General features: G+C 72.7%; 18 protein-coding genes. 5 read left to right on the top strand and 13 right to left on the bottom strand.

Annotated features, from left to right (window positions below; all coding sequences use genetic code 11):
* Positions 1-2: 2 nt before the first annotated feature.
* The 3 genes from I5071_RS10505 to I5071_RS10495 are packed head-to-tail and all read left to right on the top strand — an operon-like array spanning position 3 to position 2,478.
* Complete coding sequence (locus I5071_RS10505) at positions 3-665, top strand: CoA transferase subunit B (RefSeq protein ID WP_236607631.1); 663 nt, start codon at positions 3-5, stop codon at positions 663-665.
* Between the two features lie 51 nt (positions 666-716).
* Positions 717-1,769 carry a hypothetical protein gene (locus tag I5071_RS10500; protein ID WP_236605289.1) on the top strand — a complete coding sequence of 351 codons (1,053 nt, stop codon included), beginning with the start codon at positions 717-719 and terminating at the stop codon, positions 1,767-1,769.
* Positions 1,770-1,788: 19 nt separating this feature from the next.
* The gene (locus I5071_RS10495) at positions 1,789-2,478 is read left to right on the top strand and encodes a DUF6331 family protein (protein WP_236605288.1); all 690 of its coding nucleotides are present in this window, start codon (positions 1,789-1,791) and stop codon (positions 2,476-2,478) included.
* 2 nt (positions 2,479-2,480) lie between these two features.
* Here I5071_RS10495 and I5071_RS10490 read toward each other — a convergent pair whose 3' ends face one another.
* Entirely contained in the window at positions 2,481-3,356 is an 876-nt protein-coding gene (locus I5071_RS10490; RefSeq protein WP_236605287.1) for a hypothetical protein, read from the bottom strand.
* 34 nt (positions 3,357-3,390) lie between these two features.
* The gene (uvrA, locus tag I5071_RS10485; protein ID WP_236605286.1) at positions 3,391-8,835 is read right to left on the bottom strand and encodes an excinuclease ABC subunit UvrA; all 5,445 of its coding nucleotides are present in this window, start codon (positions 8,833-8,835) and stop codon (positions 3,391-3,393) included.
* Between the two features lie 95 nt (positions 8,836-8,930).
* On the opposite strand from uvrA, the gene I5071_RS10480 reads away from it, so the two are divergent.
* The gene (locus I5071_RS10480) at positions 8,931-9,905 is read left to right on the top strand and encodes a tetratricopeptide repeat protein (protein WP_236605285.1); all 975 of its coding nucleotides are present in this window, start codon (positions 8,931-8,933) and stop codon (positions 9,903-9,905) included.
* Between the two features lie 64 nt (positions 9,906-9,969).
* Here I5071_RS10480 and I5071_RS10475 read toward each other — a convergent pair whose 3' ends face one another.
* The 8 genes from I5071_RS10475 to I5071_RS10440 are packed head-to-tail and all read right to left on the bottom strand — an operon-like array spanning position 9,970 to position 19,455.
* Positions 9,970-10,752, bottom strand: coding sequence for a tetratricopeptide repeat protein (locus I5071_RS10475; RefSeq protein WP_236605284.1), 783 nt, complete (start codon positions 10,750-10,752; stop codon positions 9,970-9,972).
* Entirely contained in the window at positions 10,749-12,614 is a 1,866-nt protein-coding gene (locus tag I5071_RS10470) for a BatD family protein (RefSeq protein WP_236607630.1), read from the bottom strand. The genes I5071_RS10475 and I5071_RS10470 overlap by 4 nt, the downstream gene beginning before the upstream one ends.
* A gap of 2 nt (positions 12,615-12,616) precedes the next feature.
* Positions 12,617-13,603, bottom strand: a complete 987-nt coding sequence (locus I5071_RS10465) for a hypothetical protein (protein WP_236605283.1) — start codon at positions 13,601-13,603, stop codon at positions 12,617-12,619.
* The gene (locus I5071_RS10460; RefSeq protein ID WP_236605282.1) at positions 13,600-14,685 is read right to left on the bottom strand and encodes a vWA domain-containing protein; all 1,086 of its coding nucleotides are present in this window, start codon (positions 14,683-14,685) and stop codon (positions 13,600-13,602) included. The genes I5071_RS10465 and I5071_RS10460 overlap by 4 nt, the downstream gene beginning before the upstream one ends.
* Positions 14,682-15,800, bottom strand: coding sequence for a VWA domain-containing protein (locus I5071_RS10455; protein WP_236605281.1), 1,119 nt, complete (start codon positions 15,798-15,800; stop codon positions 14,682-14,684). Before I5071_RS10455 ends, I5071_RS10460 begins: the two co-directional genes overlap by 4 nt.
* Complete coding sequence (locus I5071_RS10450; protein WP_236605280.1) at positions 15,797-17,515, bottom strand: hypothetical protein; 1,719 nt, start codon at positions 17,513-17,515, stop codon at positions 15,797-15,799. Before I5071_RS10450 ends, I5071_RS10455 begins: the two co-directional genes overlap by 4 nt.
* Entirely contained in the window at positions 17,512-18,399 is an 888-nt protein-coding gene (locus I5071_RS10445) for a DUF58 domain-containing protein (RefSeq protein ID WP_236605279.1), read from the bottom strand. The genes I5071_RS10450 and I5071_RS10445 overlap by 4 nt, the downstream gene beginning before the upstream one ends.
* A gap of 24 nt (positions 18,400-18,423) precedes the next feature.
* Positions 18,424-19,455: an AAA family ATPase gene (locus I5071_RS10440; RefSeq protein WP_236605278.1), complete on the bottom strand. Its 1,032-nt coding sequence runs from the start codon at positions 19,453-19,455 to the stop codon at positions 18,424-18,426.
* Between the two features lie 109 nt (positions 19,456-19,564).
* On the opposite strand from I5071_RS10440, the gene I5071_RS10435 reads away from it, so the two are divergent.
* Positions 19,565-20,524, top strand: a complete 960-nt coding sequence (locus I5071_RS10435; protein ID WP_236605277.1) for a serine/threonine-protein kinase — start codon at positions 19,565-19,567, stop codon at positions 20,522-20,524.
* Between the two features lie 4 nt (positions 20,525-20,528).
* On the opposite strand, the gene I5071_RS10430 is transcribed toward I5071_RS10435, so the two are convergent.
* The 3 genes from I5071_RS10430 to I5071_RS10420 all read right to left on the bottom strand — a co-directional run bounded on the left by I5071_RS10430 (position 20,529) and on the right by I5071_RS10420 (position 24,263).
* The gene (locus I5071_RS10430) at positions 20,529-22,304 is read right to left on the bottom strand and encodes a tetratricopeptide repeat protein (RefSeq protein WP_236605276.1); all 1,776 of its coding nucleotides are present in this window, start codon (positions 22,302-22,304) and stop codon (positions 20,529-20,531) included.
* A gap of 179 nt (positions 22,305-22,483) precedes the next feature.
* Positions 22,484-23,464, bottom strand: coding sequence for a hypothetical protein (locus I5071_RS10425; RefSeq protein WP_236605275.1), 981 nt, complete (start codon positions 23,462-23,464; stop codon positions 22,484-22,486).
* Entirely contained in the window at positions 23,457-24,263 is an 807-nt protein-coding gene (locus I5071_RS10420; protein WP_236605274.1) for a tetratricopeptide repeat protein, read from the bottom strand. Before I5071_RS10420 ends, I5071_RS10425 begins: the two co-directional genes overlap by 8 nt.
* Positions 24,264-24,399 lie beyond the last annotated feature (136 nt).

The raw sequence follows: 24,399 nt of genomic DNA, 5'->3' as shown, positions 1-24,399 counted from the left end.
AGATGCTCGATCGTGATCAGCTCGCGATGCGCGCGGCGCAGGAGCTCCGCGACGGCTTCTTCGTGAACCTCGGCATCGGCATCCCGACGCTCGTGGCGAACTACATCCCGCCGGGCGTCGAGGTGATGCTGCAGAGCGAGAACGGCATCCTCGGCGTCGGCCCCTTCCCCTACGAAGGCGAGGAAGACGCCGACCTCATCAACGCGGGCAAGCAGACGGTCACGATGATCCCCGGCGCGTCGCTCTTCGACAGCGCGGAGAGCTTCGCGATGATCCGCGGCGGGCACATCGACCTCGCGATCCTCGGCGCGATGGAAGTGAGCGAGGAAGGCGACCTCGCGAACTGGATGATCCCCGGCAAGATGGTGAAGGGGATGGGCGGCGCGATGGATCTCGTCGCGGGCGCCAAGCGCGTCGTGGTGGTGATGGAGCACGTGGCCAAGGGCGACGCGCCGAAGATCCTCACGAAGTGCCGGCTTCCGCTGACGGGCAAGAAGGTCGTGCACCGCATCATCACCGACCTCGCGGTGATCGACGTGACTCCGCACGGGCTGCAGCTCATCGAGCTCGCGCCCGGCGTCAGCGCGCGCGAGGTGCAGGAGAAGACCGAGGCCAAGCTGGTCGCGGCGCCCGATCTCGCGATCATGAAGCTGCCGTCGCTGTGACGACGCGCCCCGGCGAACCGGAGCGGATCGTGGGTTGCACGATGCCCGCGCATGTCGCTCCGGATCGCCCTGCTCGTCACGGTGCTCGTCGCGATCGGGTGCACGTCGCGTGAGCCGCTCGGCGGCGACGCCACGGCGTCGCTCGTGGTGCGCGACAGTGCGGCGTGCGCGAGCGGCTGCGCGCTCGACGCGCCGGTGTTGATCGGCGCCGAGCTCGTCGCGGACGTGCTGACGACGATCGAGCTCGATCGCATCGAGGCGCGCGCAATCGACGGCGCGACGATGAGCGCGTGGGTCGAGCCGGTGCGGCTCTGTTGCGGCACGGGCGTGGGAGCGAGCTGCACCCGCATGCACGACGCGGAGATCACGTGCGGCGGTGAGGTGACGACGCGGCCGCGCGTGGTGATGCGCGCGCTGGGCGTCGGCGAGACGGCGATCGAGATCAGCGACGGCGACGAGGTGATCGGGACGGTGCCGGTGCGCGTCGACGACGCGATCGAGGTGAACGTCGTGCCGGCGATCGCCACGACCGACTCGCCCGACCTGGCGTGGATCGACGGGCGCTTGCGGTCGATCGCGCTGCGCGCGGGACAGGCGATGCGGGTGTCGCTCGTCGCGATCGCGCCGGACGGCGAGCGACTGCTCGCGAGCGCAGCGCCGAGCGCGCGGGTCGCGGACGAGCGCATCGCGAGCGTGGGCCCGGCGAGCGGCGTGTGCAGCGGCGAGGTCGCGGAGGGACCGCTCGTCGTGCTCGAGGGGCTCGCGAGCGGGCAGACGGCCCTCGTGGTGCGCGCGGGGAGCGCGAGCGCGACGCTCCCGCTCGTCGTGAGCGCAGGGTGCGAAGCGGCGCGCGTCGAGCCGACCGAGATCGCGTGCGAGAGCGACGCCGACTGCGTGCCCGCGGAGTGCTGTCACGCCGACGCGTGTGGGGCGGCGAGCGACGCACCGGAGTGCGATGGCGAGGCGTGCACGCTCGAGTGTCGCGCGGGCACGCTCGACTGCGGCGGACGGTGCTTGTGCCTCGAAGGACGCTGCGCCGCGTACCTCGCGGCGATGGATCCGGCGTGCGAGCCTCCTCTGCCGCCGATCGACGCGCCGATCTGAACGGGGTAGATCGCCGCGCATGCGCGGAACGCTCGAGGGGCTCTTCTTCAGCGCGGTCCGCCGAGTGCCCGACGAGCTCGAGCGGGATCGACTCGACGAGATCGCGGCGCTCGTCGAGCTCGACGAGAGCGGGGCGATCGCGCGCGGGCTCGAGGCGCTGGTCGCGGGTGTCGACGCGGAAGGCGAGGCCGACGATCGCACGTCGAGCTGGGCGTGGCTGCTGCGGGAGATCGCGACGCACGTCGCCGGCACCCAGCACGTCGGTGGCGAGCGCGAGGAGACGCTCCGGATCGATCGCACGGGTCGCTCGCTCCGGCTCGACTTCGCGGCGAATCGCTGGAGCACCGGAACGCTCGCGGAGCGCGCCCGCACGGTGTGGCTGGTCGATCACCCAGAGGGGCACGCGCTGGAGCTCGACGAGGATGCGCGCGGGCTCCTGCGGGCGTGCGAGGTCCACTGCGTCGCGGGCTGCTGCGGCATCGACGCGTTCGAGATCGCGCCGGTCCACATGCGCGCGTGGATCGACGAGGTCGGGCGTGAGCGTGCGAAGCGGTTGGCGCAGGCGCTGCGCGACGCGGTCGTCGCGACCGAGCGACTGATCCACGTGCGCTCGGAGGACCTGAACGCGCGCTTCATCCGGATCGGCGAGTGCGCGCGTCACCTCGCGCGGTGGGCCGCCGCGCTCGATGCGGCGCTCGCGCCGCGCTGAGCTCAGCGCTGGACGGCGTGCACGATGGTGCCGGCCGCGCCGGGCGCGGGAATCGTCAGCTGCTGCACGATCGCGCGCACGCACGACTCCTCGGGTGTGCCTTGTCGATCACCGCGGAGCAGCACATCGAGCCGGCCCTCGGCGGTCCACGAGACCTGCATCGCGATCGCCTCGGCCTCGACACACGCGAGGATCGACGGAGCGCGCGTGTCCACCGCGGCGCGCGCGGCGCCGTCGGGCCCGACAGGCACGGTCGCCGGCATCGGGGTGACCGCGGCCGGGGCGGCAGCGACCGATTGCGTCCGCTGGAAGTCCATCACGACCACGCGCTGCTCGGACGCGGTCCCGAGCATCTGCGCACGCGAGAGCGCGTCATCGATGCAACGACCCGCTGCCGCGTCGACCTGGCTGCGTCCGATGCGACGCACTTCGCCGCGCGGTGAGAGCGCGAGCTGCAAGCGCACGGAGTCGGTGCCCTCTGGAACGCACCGCATGATCTCGTCATGGATCGTCGCGCGCAGCTCGCGCACCTGCCCATCGGTCCACGTGTCCCCGCGATGGACCGGCGGCGCCAGGTCGCGCTCGGGGTAGCGGCGCTCGTTGAGCTCGCAGACACCACCGCCGAACCCGTTGCCGAGGCAGGTGTAGGTCATCACGGACCCGCAGCCCACGACACGGTAGCCGCCCGAACCCAGGTCCTCGACGACGAGATCCTCGCGGCGGCAAGGGATCTCGCGGCTCGCTCGCTCGATCGACAGCCGCGCGCCGCCCGTGACGACGCCCGAGTGGACGCGCCCGTCGCGACGCACGCGCGCGCTGGTCGCACAGCCGAGGACGAGAAGCGCAACGCCGAGCGCGACTGGGGTGAATGCACGCATGCGCCGGCAGGTGTGCCAGCGCGAGTCACAGCGATCAACTCGCCTTGCGCTTCGGGGTCTTCTTCTTCGCGCCGAGCTCGATGCCGGCGCGCGCGTACTCCTCGCGCAGCGCGCGGCCGGTGTGGCTGCGCTCGCACGCGGCGACCTCTTCGGGCGTGCCCTGCACCACGATCGTGCCGCCGCCCTGCCCTCCCTCGGGGCCGAGATCGATCACCCAGTCGGCCTGGAGGATCACGTCGGGGTGATGCTCGATCACGACGACCGTGTCGCCGCGCTCGACGAACTTGCCGAGCACGCCGATCAGCCGACCGACGTCGTCGCGGTGCAGGCCGGTGGTGGGCTCGTCGAGCACGTAGAGCGTCTTGCCCTGCGCCGCGGTGCCGAGCTCCGCGACCAGCTTCAGGCGCTGCGCCTCGCCGCCGCTCAGCGTGTTCGAGGCCTGGCCGAGCTCGAGGTAGCCGAGGCCGAGCTCGGCGAGCAGCTCGAGCGGGCGCGCGACCTTGGGCACTGCGGAGAGCACCTTCGCGGCCTCTTCGATCTCCATCTTGAGCAGCTCGCCCGCGCTGCGATCGTGCAGGCGCGCGTCGAGCGTCTCCTGGGTGAAGCGCATGCCGCGGCATCCGTCGCACGGCAGGTAGACGTCGGGCAGGAACGCCATCTCGACGGTCAGCGAGCCGTTGCCCTCGCACGTCGGACAGCGACCGCCGTGCGACACGTTGAACGAGAAGCGCGACGCGTCCCAGCCACGCGCGCGCGCCTCGGGCGTCTGCGCGAGCAGGCGACGGATCTCGTCCCACACGCCGACGTAGGTGGCGGGCACCGAGCGCGGCGTGCGACCGATCGGGCTCTGATCGACCATCGTCGCGCGCTGGAGCTTGTCGGCGCCGCGCAGCTTCGCGAAGGGCAGGCCGGGCTCGTCGTTCACGAGGCCGAGCGCATCGCGCACCGCGGGCAGCAGCACGCGCCGCACGAGCGTGCTCTTGCCCGAGCCGCTCACGCCGCTGACGACGACGAGACGACCGAGCGGGATCGAGACGTCGACGCTCTTCAGGTTGTGCCCGCGCGCGCCCTCGAGCTCGAGGCGCGGCGCCTTCGCGCAGTCACGACGCTCGCTCGGGATGTGCGCGGCGCGCGCGATCGACGCGCCGGTGATCGACTCGCGCACCGTCTCGAGCACCGCGGGCGCGCCCTCCGCGAGCACGCGTCCGCCGCGCTTGCCACCGCCCGGACCGACGTCGACGACGTGCTCGGCGGCGCGGATCACGTCGGTGTCGTGCTCGACGACGATCACGCTGTTGCCCTTGTCGACGAGCGAGCGCAGCGCGCCGACGAGCTTGCCGGTGTCGCGCGGGTGCAGGCCGATCGTCGGCTCGTCGAGGACGTAGAGGAGGCCGGTGAGGCCGCTGCCGAGCTGCGCCGCGAGGCGGACGCGCTGGGTCTCGCCGCCGCTCAGCGTGTCCGCCGGGCGATCGAGGCCGAGATAGCCGAGCCCGACCTCCTCGAGGAAACGAAGCCGTGCCTCGGACTCGTGGAGACAGGGCTCGCCGATCTCCTTCTCGCGGCCCTTCAGCGTCATCGTCGAGAGCTCGCGGCGCGCGGCCTCGACGCTCTGCGAGAGCAGCGCGGTGATCGGTCGCTCGTCGATCGTGACCGAGCGCGCGAGCTTCGAGAGGCGCGTACCGCCGCAGTCCTCGCACGCCTCGCGCACCTCGCGCAGCGTCTTGCCCTTGCCGATGGTGCGGAGGTGGAAGCCCTTGCCCTCGCAGCCCTCGCACTGGCCCTGGCGCGTGTTGAACGAGAAGAAGCGCGGGTCGAGCTCGGGGTAGCCCTTGCCGCAGCTCGGACAGGCGCGCTTCGTCGAGAGCAGCAGATCCTCGCCCGCCGCGAGCACGCGCACGCTGCCCTCGCCGAGCTCCGCGGCGCGACGCAGCGCGGCCTCGAGCTTCGCGCGATCGCCCTTCGCACGATCGACGACGACGTCGACCTCGTGCTCGACGAAGCGCGCGAGCGAGAGGCCGGGCTCGAGCGTACGGAGGACTCCATCGATGCGCGCCTCGGTGAAGCCCTTGTCGCGCATCTGACCGAGCAGCTCGCGGTGATGGCCCTTGCGGCCGCGCACGATCGGCGCGAGCACGGTGATCTCGGCCTTCGCGCCGAAGCGCGCGAGCACGTCCTCGGTGAGGAGACCGGGCGCGCGCGCCGCGATCGGCACCTCGCACTCGGTGCAGTGCAGCAGCCCGGCGCGGGCCCAGAGCAGGCGCAGGTAGTGCGCGACCTCGGTGACCGTCGCGACCGTCGAGTTCGCGCCGCCGCGGGTGATGCGCTGCTCGACCGAGACCGTCGGCGGCACGCCGACGACGCGATCGACCGCGGGCCGCGGGAGCTGCGGCAGGTACTGACGCGCGTAGGGCGAGAGCGTCTCGAGATAACGCCGCTGCCCTTCCGCGAACACCACGTCGAACGCGAGCGTCGACTTGCCCGAGCCGCTCGGCCCGGTGACCGCGACCAGCTTCTCGCGCGGGAAGCGCACCGAGACGTTGCGCAGGTTGTGCTCGTGCGCGTTCACCACCTCGATGACTCGCGCGTCGGTGCTCGTGCTCTTGGTGGTGCGCGTCCTCGAGACCTTCTCGGGAGCGCCGCGCCCCAGGGCGCGCGCGAGGAACTCCGCGGTGCGCGATCCCTCGACGTTGGCGACCTCCTCGGGCGTGCCCGCGGCCACGATGCGACCGCCCTCGTTGCCCGCGCCGGGGCCGAGATCGATCACACGATCGGCGCGCGCCGCGACGCGCATGTCGTGCTCGACGACCACCACCGTGTCGCCGCGCGCGACCAGGCGATCGAGCACCTGCATCAGCGGCTCGACGTCCTTCGCGTGCAATCCCGCGGTCGGCTCGTCGAGCACCACGAGCGCGCCCGGCGGGGTCTCCGCGAGCGCGAGCGCGAGCTTCAGGCGCTGCGCCTCGCCGCCGCTCAGCGTGTTGAGCGACTGGCCGAGCTTCAGATAGCCGAGCCCGACGTCGATCATGGGACGCAGCCGCTCGCTCACCGACGCGTCGCCCGCGAAGCGCTCCGCCGCTTCGTTCGCGGTGAGCTCGAGCACGTCCGCGACCGTCATGCCGCGATGCACGACGTCGAGCACCGGCCCCACGAAGCGACGTCCGCTGCAGTCGGGGCACGAGAACGTCACGTCCGCGAGGAACTGCATCTCCACGGTCTCGGCGCCGTCGCCGCGGCAGGTCTCGCAGCGTCCGCCTTCGACGTTGAACGAGAAGAACCCGTCGGTGTAGCCGCGCTCCTTCGCAATCGGCTCGCGCGCGAACCGCTTCCGGATCACGTCCCACGCGCCGAGGTACGTCGCCGCGTTGCCGCGCGAGGTGCGACCGAGCGGGGACTGATCGACGTGCACGACGCTCGAGACCAGCGCCGCGCCCTCGAGCGCGTCGTGTTCGAGCGGCTGGTGCACGCCGGGCACGCCGAGCGCGCGCTGCACCGCGGGCACGAGCGTCTCGAGCACCAAGCTGCTCTTGCCCGAGCCGCTCGGCCCGGTGACGCACGTCATCGCGCCGACCGGGATGCGCAGCTCGACCTGCTGGAGGTTGTGGCCGCGCGCGCCGCGCAGCACGAGCCAGCTCGGCGTGATGCGTCGATCACGAACGACGCGCGCGTCCTCGCGCAGCGCGTGCGCGGTCGCGGTGTCGCCCTGCGCGAGCAGGTCGGGCGTTCCGTCGAACACGATCGCACCGCCGTGCTCGCCCGCGCCGGGGCCGAGCTCGATGACGCGATCCGCGGCGCGGATCACGTCGGGATCGTGCTCCACGACGAGCACGAGGTTGTCGTCCTCCGCGAGCCGCTCGACGACGCGCGAGAGCTTGCGGACGTCGCTCGGATGCAGACCGACCGTCGGCTCGTCGAGCACGAACATCGCGCCGGTGAGCGACGCCGAGAGCGCGCTCGTCAGCGACACGCGCTGCGACTCACCGCCGCTCAGCGTGCGCGACGCGCGATCGAGCTGCAGATAGCCGAGCCCGACGTCCTCGAGCGTGCGCAGTCGATCACGACACTCGCGCAGGAGCAGGAGCGTCGCCGCGTCGACCTCGATCACCGGCTCGACGCGATCGAGGAACACCCGCGCGTCCGAAGCGGGCATCGCGAACATCTCCGCGATCGACCGCCCGTCGATCTTCCAGAGCAGCGCGTCGGGCTTGAGGCGCGCGCCGCCGCACGCGGTGCAGTCCTCGTAGCTGCGGTAGCGCGAGAGCAGCACGCGCACGTGCATCTTGTAGGCGCGCGACTCGAGCCATCCGAACCACCCGCGCAGGCCGAACCAGCCACGCGGATAGCCGAGCTCGTCGCCCTCCATGAGCCACTCGCGCTGCGCCTCGGTGAGCTGCGCGATCGGCACGTCGAGCGGCACGCCGGCCGCGACCGCGTGCTTCGCGAGGGCGCGGCGCTCCCACGCCGTCGACTTGCCGCCCCACGGCGCGATCGCACCACCGCCGAGCGTCTTCTTCGGATCGGGCAGGACCTTCGCCCAATCGACGCCGATCACGCGGCCGAAGCCGCGACACGACTCGCACGCGCCGACCGCGCTGTTGAACGAGAAGAGCCCCGGCGTCGCGTCGCGATACCCGATGTCACAGCGCGCACAGTGCAGCGCGCGCGAGTAGCGATGCACCTCGCTGCCGATCACCGCTGCGGCGCGACCATGCCCGCGCGTCATCGCGGCCTCGAGCGCCTCGACGATGCGGCCGCGCTCTTCCTCGCGCAGCACGGTGCGATCCGCGACGACCTCCACCGTGCGCAGCGCGGGCTCCGGCTCGGGGGCGGCCTTCTTCTTGGTCGCCTTCTTCTTCGCGACCTTCTTCTTCGGCGCGGCCGCGATCACCTCGTCGCCGAGCACGTCGCTCGGGCGCACCTCGTCGAGATCGCGCACCGCGCCGTCGATCAGCACGCGCCGATAGCCCGCGCCCGCGAGCATCTCGCGCACGCCGAGGAAGCCCTCGGCGTCGCGCACCGGCACCGGGTACGTGACGAGCAGCTTCGCGCCCGCGTGCGACGCGAGCAGCGCGTCGGCGATCGCTTCGGGCTCGTCGCGGATCACGCGCTCGCCGCACTGACGACAGTGCAGCTGCGCCGCGCGCGCCCACAGGCTCTTCGCGTAGTCGGCGACCTCGGTCATCGTGCCGACGGTCGAGCGACTGGTGCGCACCGGCGCCTGGCGATCCACCGCGATGCCCGCCGCGACCGGCTCGAGGCGATCGACCGGCGGGCGCGCGAGGCGCTCGAGGAACTGTCGCGCGTACGCGCTGAAGCTCTCGACGTAGCGACGCTGGCCCTCGGCGTAGAGCGTGCCGAACGCGAGCGAGGACTTGCCGGCGCCCGACGGGCCCGCGATGGCGACGAGCGTGCCGGGCTCGAGGTCGAGATCGAGCGCGCGCAGGTTGTGGGTGCGAGCGCCGCGGAGACGTGTCGAGCGCATCGGGGGCTGCTATCTCGTTTCGCGTGGCTCTTCGCCGACGGTGGGCCGGAGCGTCGCTCCGGGCGGGGGCGCTAGTTCTAGGGATGTTGCTGTGGGTGTCCAGCGCTCCCGCCGCGGCCCAGGGCGCGCGAGAGAGGGCCCGCACGGCGCGCGTGGAGGCGCTGCTCGCGCAGGCGGAGCGCGCGGTGAGCGCAGGGCGGCCGGCGCGTGCGCTCGGGCCGTTGCGGCGGGCGATCGCGGCCGATCCCAGCGATGCGCGCGCACCGCTCCGGCTCGCGGAGCTGCTCCTGCCCGATCAGGTGGACGAGCAGGTCGCCGCGCCCGGCGCCGCGATGCAGCGGGATGCGAGCGAGGCGCGCCGCGTGCTCGAAGCGTGGCTCGCGGGAGCGCCGACCGATCCCGCGGCGCAGAGGCGCGCGAGCGCGATGCGCTGGTGGGCCGCAGCGATCGCCGAGGGTCATGCGGTGGCGATCGACGGGATCACGCGCGACGCGGGATTGCAGGACGAGAGTGCGGCCAGCGTACTGCGCCGCCTCGCGGCGCTCGCGATCCGTCGCGACGATCTCGAGGGCGCGCGGCGTGCGCTCGAGGCCGCGCGCCGCGCGATGCCGCAGGACACCGAGGTGCTCGCCGAGCTCGCGGCGCTCGCGCTCGCGCAGGGCCGCGCGACCGAAGCGGTCACGCTCTTCGAGGCGGTCGTCGCGCGCCGTCCCGGCGATCTCGATGCGCTGCGCGACGTCGCGGGGGCGCGCATGGCCGCGGGCGACGCTCCGGCCGCGGCGCGCACGCTGGAGAGCGTCGCGCGTCAGCTCCCGACGAGCGGCGAGGTCCGCCTCGAGCTCGCACGCGCCCGCCTCGAGGCGGGCGATCGCGAAGGCGGGATCACTGCGGCGCGCGAAGCGCTCGAGCTCGCCGCGCCCAACGACGCCGAGCCCGCGATCGTGCTCGGCCAGGCCCTCGCCGCCGCGGGCCAGCGACACGAAGCGCGACGCGCGTTCGAGGAAGCGCTGCGCCGGAGGCCCGGCAGTCCCCGCGCGACCGAGGCGCTGCGAGCGCTACAGAATCCGTAGCGCGGTCGAAGGCTGACCAGACGCGCCGAGCGCGCAGCTCGGGGGTCGACAGGGCCCGGGCAAATCAGTCGATGCGCACGACCTGCGCGCCCTCGACCCAGCCTTCGCGCCCGCCGGCCCGCACGTGGACCCACGCGCCGTCCTCGCCGACGATCCACGCGCGCTCGCCTTCCCGCACGCGCGCACGCTCCTGCGCGTCCTCGTGCGGCCCCTCGCGCAGCGGGACGCGATCGGCCACCACGACCGCGGCCACGCCCTCGTCGAACGCGCCCGAGCGGATCGCGAGACCGAGCGACGCGGCGCCGAGCGCGAGACCGAGCAAGGGCGCACCGATGCCCAGCGCCAGCCGCGCCGTCTCCCGCCGCACGAAGAGGAACGCCGCGAGCACCGCGAAGAAGAGCGCGTCGAGCACCAGCACCGCGCTCGCGAGCGCGTCGCGCGAGAGGCGCCCGAACACCGCGTGGGCGAGCCCTTCGTCGCTCGCCATCGTCGCCTCGCCCTCGCGATCGGCGCGACGCGACGCGAGCGCATCGCGCGCATGCCGGAGCGCGGTCGCGGCCTCGGCATCGGAGGGCCGCACCCGGAGCGCGCGCTCGTACGCCGCGATCGCGCGGCCATGACGGCCCTGCCGCGCGTACGCGGTGCCGAGGTTGTAGAAGACGTCGGCGTCGCGCACGCCGAGCTCCACGAGCTCCTCGTAGCGCGACGAGGCATCGTCGTACGCGCCGCGGAAGTACGCCTCGTTGCCGGCGCGGAAGAGATCGTCGAGCGTCTCGGCGCGCGCGCTCGAGCTCGCCAGCGCGACGGCTGCGAGCGCGATCGCCGAGGTCACGAGCGCGCGCTTCATCGCTCGTCCTCCGCGGTCGGCACGAAGCGGTCGAGCTCGCCGATCAGCTCGCGCGCTCGCGCGAGCGCGCTCTGCATCTCGTCTCGCTCCGCCGCGCTCGCGCTGAAGCGCGCCATCTCGTAGGCCTCGAGCTCCTCGACCACGCGCTTCGCGAGCGCGTCGCTCATGCCGCGCTCCGCGAGCCGGCGCTCGAGCTGTCGATGCGTGACACTGCCCACCGACTCGCCGAGCCGGCCCTCGATCACCGAGCGCAGCGCGAGCGTGAGCGATGCGTAGAACGCGCGCGCATCGCCCTTCTCCGCGTGCGACTCCGCGACCGCGAGCCGCTTGCGCGCCTCCTTCGTGACCTTCTGCGGCGAGCTCTGCGCGCCGCGCGCCGCCGCGCGACGACGCGCTGCGATGCCGATCACGAGCCCGAGCCACGCGAGCGGGAACGACGCGAGCGCCCACGGGTACCACGCGCGATCGGCGAGCGCGGTGTCGCCCCGCGCGAGCGCGCTGCGCGTGCGCACCGGACCGAGCTGCGCGACGTGCTCCGCGTCGGGCGCCTGCGGCCTCACCTCGTCGCCCTGCGCGCTCGGCACCGCGCCGCCGACGGGATTGCCCGCGGCGGTCAGCGTGATCGGCGCGCTCTCCACGACGCGGTACGCGCCGCTCGCAGGATCGAACGTCGCGACGCGGAACGGCGGGATCGTGTACGTGCCCTCGCGCTCCGGCACGATCAGCCACTCGAACGTGCGCGTGCCCGCCACGAGATCGCCGGGCGCGCTGATCTCGTCGCGCGTCTGCGGCGCGAGGACGCGCAGGCCGTCGAGCTGCGGGCCCTCGATGCGCAGCGCCTGCACGTGACCGCTGCCGGTCGCGCGCAGCGTGAGCGTCACCGCGTCGCCGGTCGGCACCTGCGTGCGATCGAGCGTCGCATCGAGGCCCAGCTGACCGACGTGCACCTCACCCGCGGGGCGCCCTTCCGCGGGCAGCGCGCGCACCTGCACGGTCAGCGGCACACCGGTGCGCTCGGCGTCCGGCTGCGGTCCGCCCGCGAAGATGTCGAACACACTGCCCATCGGGATCGTCACGGTCGGCGCGCCGATCGTGAGCTCCCCCTCGCGCAGCGGGAACGCCGCGAAGCGACGCAGCACGTAGACGCGGAACGGCACCGAGCCGACGACCTGCGTGGTCGCATCGAGCGTGCGCGCCGGCGGCAGGAGATCGTGCACCCAGAACCCGTCGGTCGTCGCCTCGCGCGTGATCGTCGGCGAGCCGCGCAGCGCGCCGCGCACGTACAGATAGAGCGTGACCGTGATCTGCTCGCCGGGACGGGCCTCCGAGCGATCGACCACCGTGCGCAGGAACGCCTGATCGTCGTAGATCGCGCCGTCGAGCGTGCCGGTGGGCGGCGCCGACGAGGGCTGTTGTTGCTGCGGCTGCGGTTGTTGCTGCGCCTGCGGCGAGCCCGCGCCACCGACCACGATCGTCAGCGCGTTGCCGACGTACTCGCGGCCCTGGATCGTCACCCGCGGCGCGCGCAGATCGAAGCGCCCCGGTTGGTTCGCGCGGAGCACGAACAGATAGACCGCGGTCGACTGCACGACCTGCGTCTGCGAGCCGAACCCGAAGCTGAACTGCATGGGCCGCGAGACCTGCTGGCTCAGCACGTCGAACGCGGAGAGATCGGGCAGCTCGGGCTGGGGCGCCTGCGCGTTGCTCACGTCGACGCGAACTTGCAGCCGGAACGAGTCGCCGACGTTCACCTGCGTGCGGTCGGCGCTCATCGTCACGTTCGCGGACTGCGCGCGCACGACCGCCGGCGCGAGCGCGATCGCGAAGCACGCAGCGGCGAACGACGAGAGCGCGCGGCGCATCGTCACCAGTCGCGCTCCACGCGCCGCTGCTCGCGCTGTCCGCGCGCCCGCGCCATCGAGCGCTCGAGGTTCTCCTCGCCGTCCTGCAGCGCATCGAGCACGCGCTCCATGTCGGGCGGCAGCGAGCGCTCCTGGGCGCCCGAGGCCTCCGACTCGCTCTCGCCGCTCGGCTGATCCTCGCGTTGTCCCTCGGGGCTCTCACCCGGCTGCTGCTGCGAGTCCTGCTGGTCCTGCTGCTGCTGATCGTCGCGCTCGCCCGAGTCGGACGACTCGTCCTGCTGATCCTGCTGCTGCGAGTCCTGCTGGTCCTGCTGCTGATCCTGCTGGTCCTGCTGCTGATCCTGCTGGTCCTGTTGCTGCTGGTCCTGCTGGTCCTGCTGGTCCTGTTGCTGCTGGTCCTGCTGGTCCTGCTGCTGATCCTGCTGGTCCTGCTGCTCTTGGTCCTGCTGGTCCTGCTGCTCTTGCTCTTCCTGCTGTTGCTGCTGCTCCTCTTGCTCGCGGATGCGCCGCAGCGCGAGCTCGAGGTTCCAGCCGGCATCGCGGTTGCCCGGCACCTGACGCAGCGAGCTGCGGAACGCGTCCGCGGCCTCGCGGAACAGGCGCTGCGCTTCCTCGTGGTTCTCCTCGCCCGCGGCCGCGTCGGCCTGCTGGTAGAACGCGAGGCCCAGGTTGTAGTGCGCCGCCGCGCGGATCTCGCGGCTCGCGGGAGGCTCGGTCGCGAGCCGCAGCGCCTCGCGCGCCGGATCGAGCTGCCCCGCCGCGAGCAGCGCCAGCCCTCGATCCAGGTGGACGCCCGCCTCGCCCGGCAGCACCCGCGCCGCGCGGTCGTACGCCGCGAGCGCGCCCGCGTGGTCTCCCGCCGCGAGCCGCTCGTTGCCCTCGCGCACGTCGCCGTTCTCGCTCCGGAAGAGCTCCCACGCCGACGCGCGCGCCGGCATCGCCGCCATCATCGCGAGCCCGATCGAGAAGAGCACGGTGCGCGTCGTCATCGTCCCGCCTCCGTCCTGCGCCGTCGCCAGCGTCCCGTCCACGCGTCGGGCAGCAACGCCTCGAGCACGAAGAGCAGGAACGCCGGGAAGAGCAGGAGCGCGTAGCGATCCTCCTGCACCGTCACCCGACGCGTCCGCTGCTCGTCCTGGTGCATCTGCCGCATCTCGGCGCGGATCTGATCCACGCCCACGCCGCCGCGCCCTGCCGCGAAGTAGCGACCGCCGGTCGCCTCCGCGATCTCACGCAGCTGTCGCTCGTTGTCCTCGGTGAGCGCGGTCTGCACGAGCTGTCCCTGCTCGTCGCGCAGATAGCCGGTCCACGTTCCGTCGGGCGCGTACGTCGGGATCGGCTCGCCGGTCCGCGATCCGATGCCGACCACGTACACGCGCACGCCGCTCTCGCCGAGACGCTGCGCGACCTCGACCGGATTGCCCTCGTGATCCTCGCCGTCGGTCATGAGGATCACGACGCGCGAGCGCTGCGTGCCCTCTTCGGGCGGAGCCTCCGCCGCGCCCCCACCACGACGCCCCGCACGATCGAGCAGGCGCTCCGCCGCGGTCAGCGCGCGCGCGATCGCCGTGCCGCCGACCGGCATGTCGTAGGGCCCGAGATCCTGCAGGAACAACGCGAGCGCCGCGTAGTCCGTGGTCATCGGGAACTCCATCGTCTCGCCCGCGAACGCGACGACGCCGACCCGATCTCCGTCGAGCTCCTCGACGAAACGAACCACCTCGGCCTTCGCGCGATCGATGCGGCTCGGCCGCACGTCGCGCGCGAGCATGCTCTTGCTGAAGTCGAGCGCGATCACGACGTCGATGCCGCGCTTGCGCAGCACGCGCGTGCGACTGCCCCACTGCGGCCCCGCGAGCGCGACGATCGTCAGCGCGATCGCGAGCACCCAGAGCACCGCACGCGTCGCGCGCCACGGCCCCGAGCGACCCGCGACCAACGACCGCACCGTGCCCTCGTCGCCGAAGCGCTCCGTCGCGCGACGCCGACGCCACCACGCGAAGATCGGCAGCCCCGCGAGGAGCGGCACCATCGCGAGCAGCCAGAGCAGATCGGAGTCGCGCCAGCTCACGGCCACCTCCGCAGCCAGAGCGACGCGAGCAGCAGCTCGAGCACCATCAGCGCGAGCGCGGGCACGACGAGCGCCGGGAAGAGCTCTCCGTAGACGCGCCCGGTGTCCTCGATCTCGCTGCGCTCGAGGCGATCGAGGATCGAGTGGAAGCTCTGCTCGAGCCCGCGACGATCCGACGCGACGAACGACTCGCCGCCGGTGCGCTCCGCGAGGCGCTGCATGAGCTCGGGGTTGATCGGGAAGTTGCCGCGATCCCAGAGCGGACGACCGAACACGTCGGTGCCCGCCTGCACCCGCGCCGACTCGTCCTGGCCCATCAGGATGGTGTAGACGCGCACGCCCATCGTTCGCGCGAACTCGGCCGCCTGATCGGGCGAGACGTTGCCGCTGTTCGAGTCGCCGTCGGTGAGCAGGATGACGACGCGGCTCTCGGCCTCGGAGCGACGCAGTCGATTGAGCGCGGTGCCGAGCGCATTGCCGATCGCGGTGCCGCGCCCGTCGACCATGCCGAGCTCGAGCTCCGCGATCATCCCGCGCAGCGCTTCCTTGTCGGTCGTCAGCGGCAGCAGCGTGTAGGCGTCGCGCCCGAACACGACGGCGCCCATGCGATCGTTGGGGCGACGGCGGATGAAGTCGTCGACGACGTCCTGCATCGCCTCGAAGCGGTTCGGCTGGATGTCGCCGGCCTGCATGGAGAGCGAGACGTCGAGCGTGAGCACCATGTCGATGCCCTCGATCTCCGCGGAGTCGCGCGCGTGGATCGACTGCGGCCCCATGAGCCCGAGCACGAGCAGCAGCACCGCGACGACGCGCATCCCGACGAGCGCGGGCGCGGCCCACAGGCGCAGCCCACCGCGCGCGACCTTCGCGAGATCGCCGGTGCGCGAGAGCAGGATGCGCGGCGCGTGGTCGTGATGGAGCCACGCGCGGGCGAGCCACACGAGCGGCGCCGCGACGAGGAGCAGCGCGGCCCACGGTCGCTCGAAGCGGAACGAGCCCGCCTCGAGCGGCACCTCGTAGTGCCCCTCGATCGCCCACGCGCAGACGTACGCGACCGGCACGAGGAACGCGAAGGTCCACCCGATCGTCGCGAGGATGCGGACCCAGGGCTTCACGACGAGCCCTCCCCGCCGCCGCGATCGAACGCGTTCCCGGTGAGCGTCGAGTGCGGCGAGGGCGCGTCGTAGATCGTCTTGCGCGGCTCGCGGCCTTCGAGCACGGCCTCGCGCGCCGACTCGTGCAGGTGCTCGATGACGAGCCGCACGCGCGCACCGTTCGCCGTGCGTCGCGTCGCGAGGGCGGAGGTGAGCTCGGCGTGCACGCTGCGCAGCGCCTGACGCGCCGCGTGCTCGTCGGGCAGCGACGGGCTCAGCGTGACGATCACGGTCCCGTCGAAGTCGGGATCGAGCGCCCGCGACTCGACCGCGCCGAGCACCGACGCGGTGAGCACCGGCGAGAGCGCGTCGGGCGACGCGACGACGAGCGGCAGCGTGATCGGCGCGCCGCGCGCAGGCTCGGGCGGCGGCGCGGAGAGCGAGGTGACCGCAGGCGACTCGCGCGTGACGGGAATCGGTCGCGCGATCAGCTCGGGCGCGATGATCGACACGTCGGGCGCGACGACGATCGGCGGAGACTCGACGGGAGTCGGCTCGGTCGGCTCGACGACCGCCGGCGCTTCGACGACCGTCGGCGCTTCGACGACCGCAGGCGCGCTCGGAGCAGGCGCGCTCGGAGCCGCAGGCGCAGTCGGAACCGCACCCGCCGCCGCCGCCGGCGGCGTGATCGCCGGCGCCACGGTCGACATCGTCGTCCGCACGATCCGCACCGCGCCGTCGATCATCCGCTCGCACTCGTCCTGCGAGGGGACCGCCTTCGCGAACTTCACGAGATCGCAGTCGCCGAGCAGCGCGGTCACTTCCTGCACCGTCGACCCCGCCGGCCGCGCCGCGCGCATCCGCGCGATCACCTCATCCGTCGTGCTCTCGAGGCCGTTGAAGTCGAACCGCGCGCCGAGGTACTCGCGCAGCGCGTCGCTGATCCCGTCGACGAGCGCGACGTGCTCGCCGTTCTCCAGCATCGTCGCGCTCTTCTTCCGCAGCGCGTCGAGCTTCGCGAGCGCGGTCTCCCACGCCGGCTTCGGCGGCGGGGGCGGCGCGGCCTTCTTCGGACGACGGCTCCACCACCGCGCGATCAGCCACGTCGCGAGCGCCGTCAGCAGCATCGCGCCGAGGATCCCGAGCACCCACGCGAGCGTGTAGTCGTCCTGCATCACCGCGACGGGCGGCGTCGGCGGCCTCGGCTGCGCATCGGGCTCGTTCGCGATCAGCGATCCGATCACCACGCGCTGCGGCTCGGTGCGCACCGCGCCGACCGTCCCGTCCGCGGTCACGACGCGCAGCCGCAGCGCCGGCAGCTCGTGCTCGCCGGGCTCGAGCGCGAGCAGATCGATCTCGAACACGTACTCGCGACGCCCGCCGTCGATCGGACGATCACGATGATCCTGCGCGTGCAGCTCGAAGGGCCCGAAGGGCTGGCGCGGCACCGCGACGTCGTCGCCCTCGGGCAGGCGCACCGTGATCACCACGTGCACCACGTCGCCGGTGACGAGCCCCTCGCGCGGCTCGATCGCCAGCGACACGTCGGGGCGATGTCCCTCCGGCAGCTCGCGCTCGAGATCGACGTCGGCCTCGATCGTGTCGTCGATCGGTTGCACGACGCCCGCGTCGCTCCCCGCGCCCGCGTCCGGCGCGCGCGAGCCCGCGTCCTGCGCGCGCGCCGAGCCCGCGATCAGCAACAACGACAGAGCGAGCAGCGAGACCCGCGTGCTCATCCGTACCCCTTCATGCGCTTCTCGCGGCGCCGGAAGAGCTCGGCCAGCGCGGGCACGTACGGACGATCGGTGCGCACCGTGACGTGATCCACGCCGAGCCGACCGAAGAGCTGCTCGCGGATCGCGCGCTCCTTCGCGACGCGCGACGCGTACGCCCGGCGCACTCCGGGATCGCTGGTGTCGATCTCCAACAGCTCGCCGCTCTCGAGATCCTCGATCAGCGCCCAGCCCACGTCGGGCAGCTCTTCCTCGCGCGGATCGACCACCTGCACCGGGATGAGATCGTGGCGCGCCGACGCGATGCGCAGGCTGCGCTCCCAGTCCTTCGCGATCAGATCGCTCACCAGGAACGCCACCGCGCGACGTCGCTGCACGCCGCCGAGCAGATCGAGCGCGACGCGAAGATCGGTGCCCTTCCCCTTCGGCTTCGCGTTCAGGATCTCGGTCACCACGCGCATCACGTGCCCCTTGCCCTTCTTGGGCGGCACGTAGCGCTCGACGCGATCGGTGAAGAGGATCAGCCCGACGCGATCGTTGTTCTTGATCGCGCTGAACGCGAGCAGCGCCGCGACCTCGGCGACGGTCTCGACCTTCGGCCGCGCGACGCTCCCGAAGCGCTCGCTCTCCGAGAGATCGACGAGGAGCATCACGGTCATCTCGCGCTCTTCGGAGAAGACCTTGACGTAGACCTCGTTCATGCGCGCGCTGACGTTCCAGTCGATGAAGCGCACGTCGTCGCCCGGCTGGTACTGGCGCACCTCGCTGAACGCCATCCCGCGGCCCTTGAAGACCGAGTGATAGCCGCCCGCGAGCTGTTCGTTCGCCAGCCGGGACGTGCGGATCTCGATCGTCCGCAGCTTCTTGATGAGCTCCCGAGGGATCATCGCGACGAGTTCATGAACGATCGTTCAAGGAACTTCGACGGTGTCGAAGATGCGGCGCACGACCTGCTCGCTCGTGAGCTCCTCGGCCTCCGCCTCGTAGGTGAGGATGATGCGGTGGCGCAGCACGTCGGGGCCGACCGCCTTCACGTCCTCGGGCGTCACGTAGCCGCGGTGCCGCACGAACGCGTGGGCACGCGCCGCGAGGTTCAGCGCGATCGACGCGCGCGGCGAGGCGCCGTGCGCGATCATCCCGACCAGATCCTTGAGCCCCGCCTTCTTCGGCTCGCGCGTCGCGATCACGACGTCGACGATGTAGTCGTTGATCTTCTCGTCCACGATGATGTGGCCGATCACCTCGCGCGCCCGGAGCACCTGCTCGGGCGTCGCCACCGCCGCGACCGCGAGCGGATCGTTCACCGCGGGCTCCCCGCGCTTGCGCTTCGGCCCCAGCGCCGCCTGCGCCATGCGCGACATGATCTTCTTCTCCTCGTCGCGCGTCGGATAGCCGACCTTCACGTGGAGCATGAAGCGATCGACCTGCGCCTCGGGGAGCGGGTACGTGCCCTCCTGCTCCACCGGGTTCTGGGTCGCCATGACCATGAACGGCTGATCGAGCGGGAACGTCGTGTCGCCGATCGTGACCTGCTGCTCCTGCATCGCCTCGAGCAGCGCGCTCTGCACCTTCGCGGGGGCGCGGTTGATCTCGTCCGCGAGCACGAGGTTCGCGAAGATCGGGCCCCGCTTCGCGGTGAACTCGCCCTTCTGCTGGTTGTAGATGACGGTGCCGACGACGTCGGCGGGCAGCATGTCGGGCGTGAACTGGATGCGCTGGAAGTGCGCGCTGATCGTGTCGCAGACCGTCTTGACGGTCAGCGTCTTGGCCAGGCCGGGGACGCCCTCGAGCAGCACGTGACCGCCGGTGAGCAGCCCGATCAGGATCCGCTCGATCATCTCGTCCTGCCCGACGATGACCTTCCTGACCTCGTGCAGGATCGGTTCGACGAACGCGCTCTCGCGCTGGACCATCTCGTTGATCGCTCGGACGTCGGTGTACATGCGCCTCGTCTGCCTTCGGCCCCGGGGGTTACACGCAGCTCGCGGCGCTTGCAACACTCGGAAACCCGGGATCTTCCAAGGCGCTTGACCTCCCCGGGCGCGAGCCTCGATGCTCGCTCCCACGTTGCGGCTCTCGAGCCAGCCCGAGCAGATCGGCCCGTACCGCGTGATCGCCCCGCTCGGCACCGGCGGGATGGCGTCGGTGTACCGTGCCGAGCGCATCGGTGAGCAGGGCTTCCGCAAGGTCGTCGCGCTCAAGCGCATGCACCCGCGCTTCCGCCAGGACACGCGGCTCGAGGCGCGCTTCGTCGCGGAGGCGCGGACCAACGCGCGGCTGGTGCACCCGAACCTCGTGCAGGTGCTCGACTTCGGCACCGTCGCGACGCCCGAGGGCGGCGAGCGCTACCTCGCGATGGAGCTCGTCGAGGGCATCACGCTCGCGCAGCTGCTGACGCGCCTCGGCGAGCTGCGCGATCGCATGCCGGTCGCGCACGCCCTCGCGATCGTCTCGCAGTGCGCGGCCGCGCTCGACTACGTGCATCGGCGCACCGACGACGCGGGCCAGCCGCTCGGGATCGTGCATCGCGACGTGTCCCCGCAGAACGTCCTGCTCTCGTGGGACGGCGAGGTGAAGGTCAGCGACTTCGGCCTCGCGAAGAGCGCCGATCACGAGATGATGACGACGATCGGCACGCGCCTCGGGAAGATCGCGTACATGTCGCCCGAGCAGCTCGACGGCGTGTGGGTCGACGCGCGCACCGACGTCTGGGCGCTCGGCACCGTGCTCTGGGAGTGCCTCGCGCAGCGGCGGATGGTGCCCGGCGACGTGCTGCAGGCCGCGATGATGATCAAGGCCGGCGTGTTCGAGGCGCCCTCGCGCATCCGGCCCGACGTGCCCGCGGAGATCGACGACGTGGTCGCGCGCGCGCTGCGGCCCAACGCGGACTCCCGGCTCGCGAGCGCGCGCGAGCTCGCGCGGATCACGCGCACCGCGCTCCACCGCATGGAGCCCGGGTTCGGCGCGGAGGATCTCGCCGAGCTCCTCGCGTCGTGTTTTCCCGAGCGCTGATCGGTCAGTGCGCGAGCAGCGCGAGGCGCTGCTCGATGATCACGCGATCGCGCGAGCCGGGCGCGAGATCGAGGTAGCGACGCAGCGCGCGCGATGCGGTGCCGCGATCACCGACCGCCGCCGCCGCGAGGCCGAAGCCGCGCCACGCGCTCGCGCGATCGGGGGCGAGCTCGGTCGCACGCTCGTACACGCCGAGCGCTTCGCGCTCGCGGCCCGCGACGAACGCCTGCAGCGCGCGGGTCTCCAGCGCGGCGACGTCGACGTCGCGGTGCCGGCGCGAACGTCCTCGCTCGCGACCGCGCTCGGGTGCCTCCTCCATCTCCTCTTCCACGTCGGGCTCGGCCGCGACCGGCGCCTCGAGCGCGGGCTCCTCGGGAGGCGCCTCGGCCGCGACGAGCGGCGCGTGCGCGGGCTTGCTCGGTGCCATCTCGCCCGCGCGCGGCGCGGCCGCAGCCGTGCGGATCTCGGCCGCGGGCGCGCTGCTCCCTGCGTCGCCGCCCCACGTCGCCGCGGCGATCCCGAGCGCGACCGGCATCGCGACGGCACCCGCGATCACGCGACGCCAGCGACGCGCATGCGAGCGCGCCGGCGCGAGCCCGAAGCGCGCCCATGCCGCGGAGGTGCCGGTGATCGGCGCGGGGCGCGGCGCGGCGGCCCGCGGAGGCGGCGAGGACGCGCGCTGCACGAGCGCGATCGGCATCGTGCCGAGCAGCGGCGAGGCATCGCGCTGCACGCCGCTCCACGCGTCGATGCCGAGCGCGAGGCCGAGCTCCTGCGCCGCACCGCGCAGCGCCTCGGACATCTCCGCGGGATGACGCCAGCGGTCGCCGGCATCGCGCGCGAGCGCGCGATCGATCACCACCGCGAGCACCGCGGGCACGTCGGGGCGCACCTCGCGCACCGGCTTGGCGCGCTCGGTGAGCACGCGCGCGAGCACGCCCCCCGGCGTGTCCGCGTCGAACGGTGGCTCGCCGACGAGGCACTCGTAGAGCACGCAGCCGACCGAGTAGAGATCGGCGCGCACGTCGAGCGCCTCTCCGCGCACCTGCTCGGGCGGCATGTACTGCGGCGTGCCGAGCACGCAGTCGTCCGCGGTGAGCGTCTCGAGCGCGATCTCGCTGCGCATCGCCTTCGAGATGCCGAAGTCGAGCAGCTTCACCTCGACGTAGCCGTCGACGCAGCGCTGCAGCATCACGTTGCTCGGCTTGATGTCGCGGTGGATCACGCCGCGCTCGCCGAGCGCGGTGAGCCCCGCGAGGAGCTGCACGCCGATCTCGATCGTCGCGGCGGCATCGAGGCGCGAGCGCTCGATCACGCTCTCGAGGTCCGCGCCGTCGACGTGCTCCATCACGAGGAACGGCGCGCCGTCCTCGAGCTCGCCCGCGTCGAGGATCGAGACGACGTTGCGGTGACGAAGCCGCGCCCCGAGCAGCGCCTCGCGGCGGAAGCGCGCGCGCCGGCGCGCGTCGAGCCCGAAGCCCGCGTGCAGCACCTTCACCGCGACCGGATAGCCGAGCGAGACGTGCTCCGCCTGGTAGACGGTGCCGTGGCCGCCACGCCCGAGCGCGCGACCCACGCGGAAGCGACCCGCGAGCACGGTGCCGGGCACGATGGGCTCCTGATCGTGCGAGACGCGTGGAGCCGGCGATGCCGGCACCTCCTGCCACGACGGCCGTGCATCTCGATCGGGTGCGTCCGCGGTCGGGCGCTCGCCGGACGCGACGAGCGAGCCCTCGTCCGACCGTGCGATCTCCTCCGATGCGGTCTCCGCCTGCTCCATGACTCCGAGCCTCCCCGAAGCACGACGACCGTCCCCCCCGCGTCGTCGTGCCCCGGTCGCGCACATTGCAGTCTGCGTACCGAGCCCGAATGCCTCGTCTCGCCCAGGAAGCGAGGGCGTGCACGCGACCGTGGGCGTGGCAGCTCACCTCGTGTGCGCGAGAGCGCGCCACGCGCCGCTCACGGACACGCGCGATTGCAGACGACGAGATCGTCCGCGCACCGCGTCTGGGTGCCGCTGCACTGGAGCACGCAGTCTCCGCCCCACACGCCGTCGCAGCGCAGCAGGCACGACGAGGAGCTCTCGCAGCGCAGCTCGCAATTCGACGTGCCGGTGCAGTCGAGCTCGCAGCTCGACGAGTCGCGGCACTCGAAGGGCATCACGTTCGACGTGCCCACCGCGTCGACGAGGCACTGCGCGCCGTGCTCGCAGCGTCCTTTCACGTTCGACGCGCCGCGCACCTCGTAGCGGCAGTCGCCACCGTCGCACCTCATGTCTTCGCAGGTGCCGTTCGCTGGGCACGAGAACGTGCACTCGCAGCCCGCGCTGCACGTGCACGCGGACTCGCACGACTGGCGGCACGCGCACCCGGGAGCGCACTGGCCCGCATCGCTCTGCGGCGTCTGCGCGTCGGCGCGCGGCGCGCCCGCGTCGCCTCCGGGATCGATCGGCTCGCCCATCACGACCGGCATCAGCCCCTGTCGACCGGTCCACTCGGGCAGCGAGCTCGCGTCGACGTCGATCGACGCGCACGCGCCGTCGACGCACGAGTCGTTTCCGTCGCACTGGCGCATCACGCACGACGACGCGAGCACGAGGTGCAGCGCGATCGATCGCGAGGGCACGAACGCGAGGCGCGCCGAGCGCGCGACCACCACCGCGGCGCCCTTGCGCGCCTCGGCCTCGATCGTGATCGGTCCGAGCGGCCCGCCGTCGTGAACCACCGGCAGCACGAGAGGCAGCGGGGTCGCGCTCACGTCGACCTCGCGCGTGACCACGTCACCGCCGATCGCACGCGCGTCGACCACGAAGCGCACGGAGTCGATCGACGCGGGCACCGCGAGATCGGTGTCGGCGATCACGACGATGCGCGTGGGATCGTTGCTGCACCCGGCGAGGATCACGATCGCGATCCCCCACCACGCGCGCCGATCAGCCATCGCGACCTCGCACGATCACGGGCGGCAGATCGCCCGGCTGCGGCGTGCCCCCACCCTGCCCGCCGAGCGCGAGCACCGCGATCACGACGCCGATCGCGACGGCCGCGGCGATCCCCGCGCCGACGCCGAGCCAGATCCACGCGTCGTCGCCGCCCGACTCGACCTGGGTGGTGAGCACGCCGTGTTGATCCCGCGCGCCGTTCGCGCCGTCACGCGCCGCCGACGACGTGGGCGCCGGCGCGACCGGATGCAGCACCACCGCGCGTCGCTCTCCCTCGCGCAGCTCGACCTCGCTGCGCGCGAGCACCACGCCGCGATCGTCGCGTACCTCGAGCCGGTGGCGCCCCGGATCGAGCGAGATCTCGCGCGCGCCCGCGCCGGCATCGGTGGCCGCGCCGTCGACGTAGAGGGCGTGCGTCGGCTGGATGCTCGCGATGCGCAGCTGCACCGACGCGATCCGCTCCTCGATGCGCGAGAGCAGCTCGCGCGCGGCGTCGGCGACGAGGAGGTCGCGCTGCCTCGCCACGACGCGGCGCAGGAGGCGCTGCGCCTCGACGAGATCGCCGCGATCGACGAGGGCCGCAGCGAGGTTGTACGCAGTGCGATCGCCGGGATCGAGCGCGTGCGCGCGACGCAATCGTTCGACCGCGCCCGCGCTGTCACCCGCCTCGCGCAGCGCGACGCCCTCCTCGAAGAGACGCGTCGCGTCGCCGTCCTGGGCGTGCGCTGGGACCTCCCACGCGGTGATCGTCGCGAGGACGATCGTGCACATCGCGACGACTCGCTTCGGGTGCGGCATGGCTCCTCGTGGCGAAGTGCCAAAGCAACGTGCATTCCGCCTCAGGAACCCGCTATTTTCCGACGTGGCGGTCGCGCGCAGATGGAGCGATTCGCCACGCCCGCGCATCGTCGCCACACGCGCGACCTCGCGCGCC

This window comes from Sandaracinus amylolyticus (assembly GCF_021631985.1).
GTDB classification, from domain to species: Bacteria; Myxococcota_A; Polyangia; order Polyangiales; family Sandaracinaceae; genus Sandaracinus; species Sandaracinus amylolyticus_A.
Note: the sequence above shows the minus strand (reverse complement) of the source record. Positions and strands in the feature narration are given on the sequence as shown.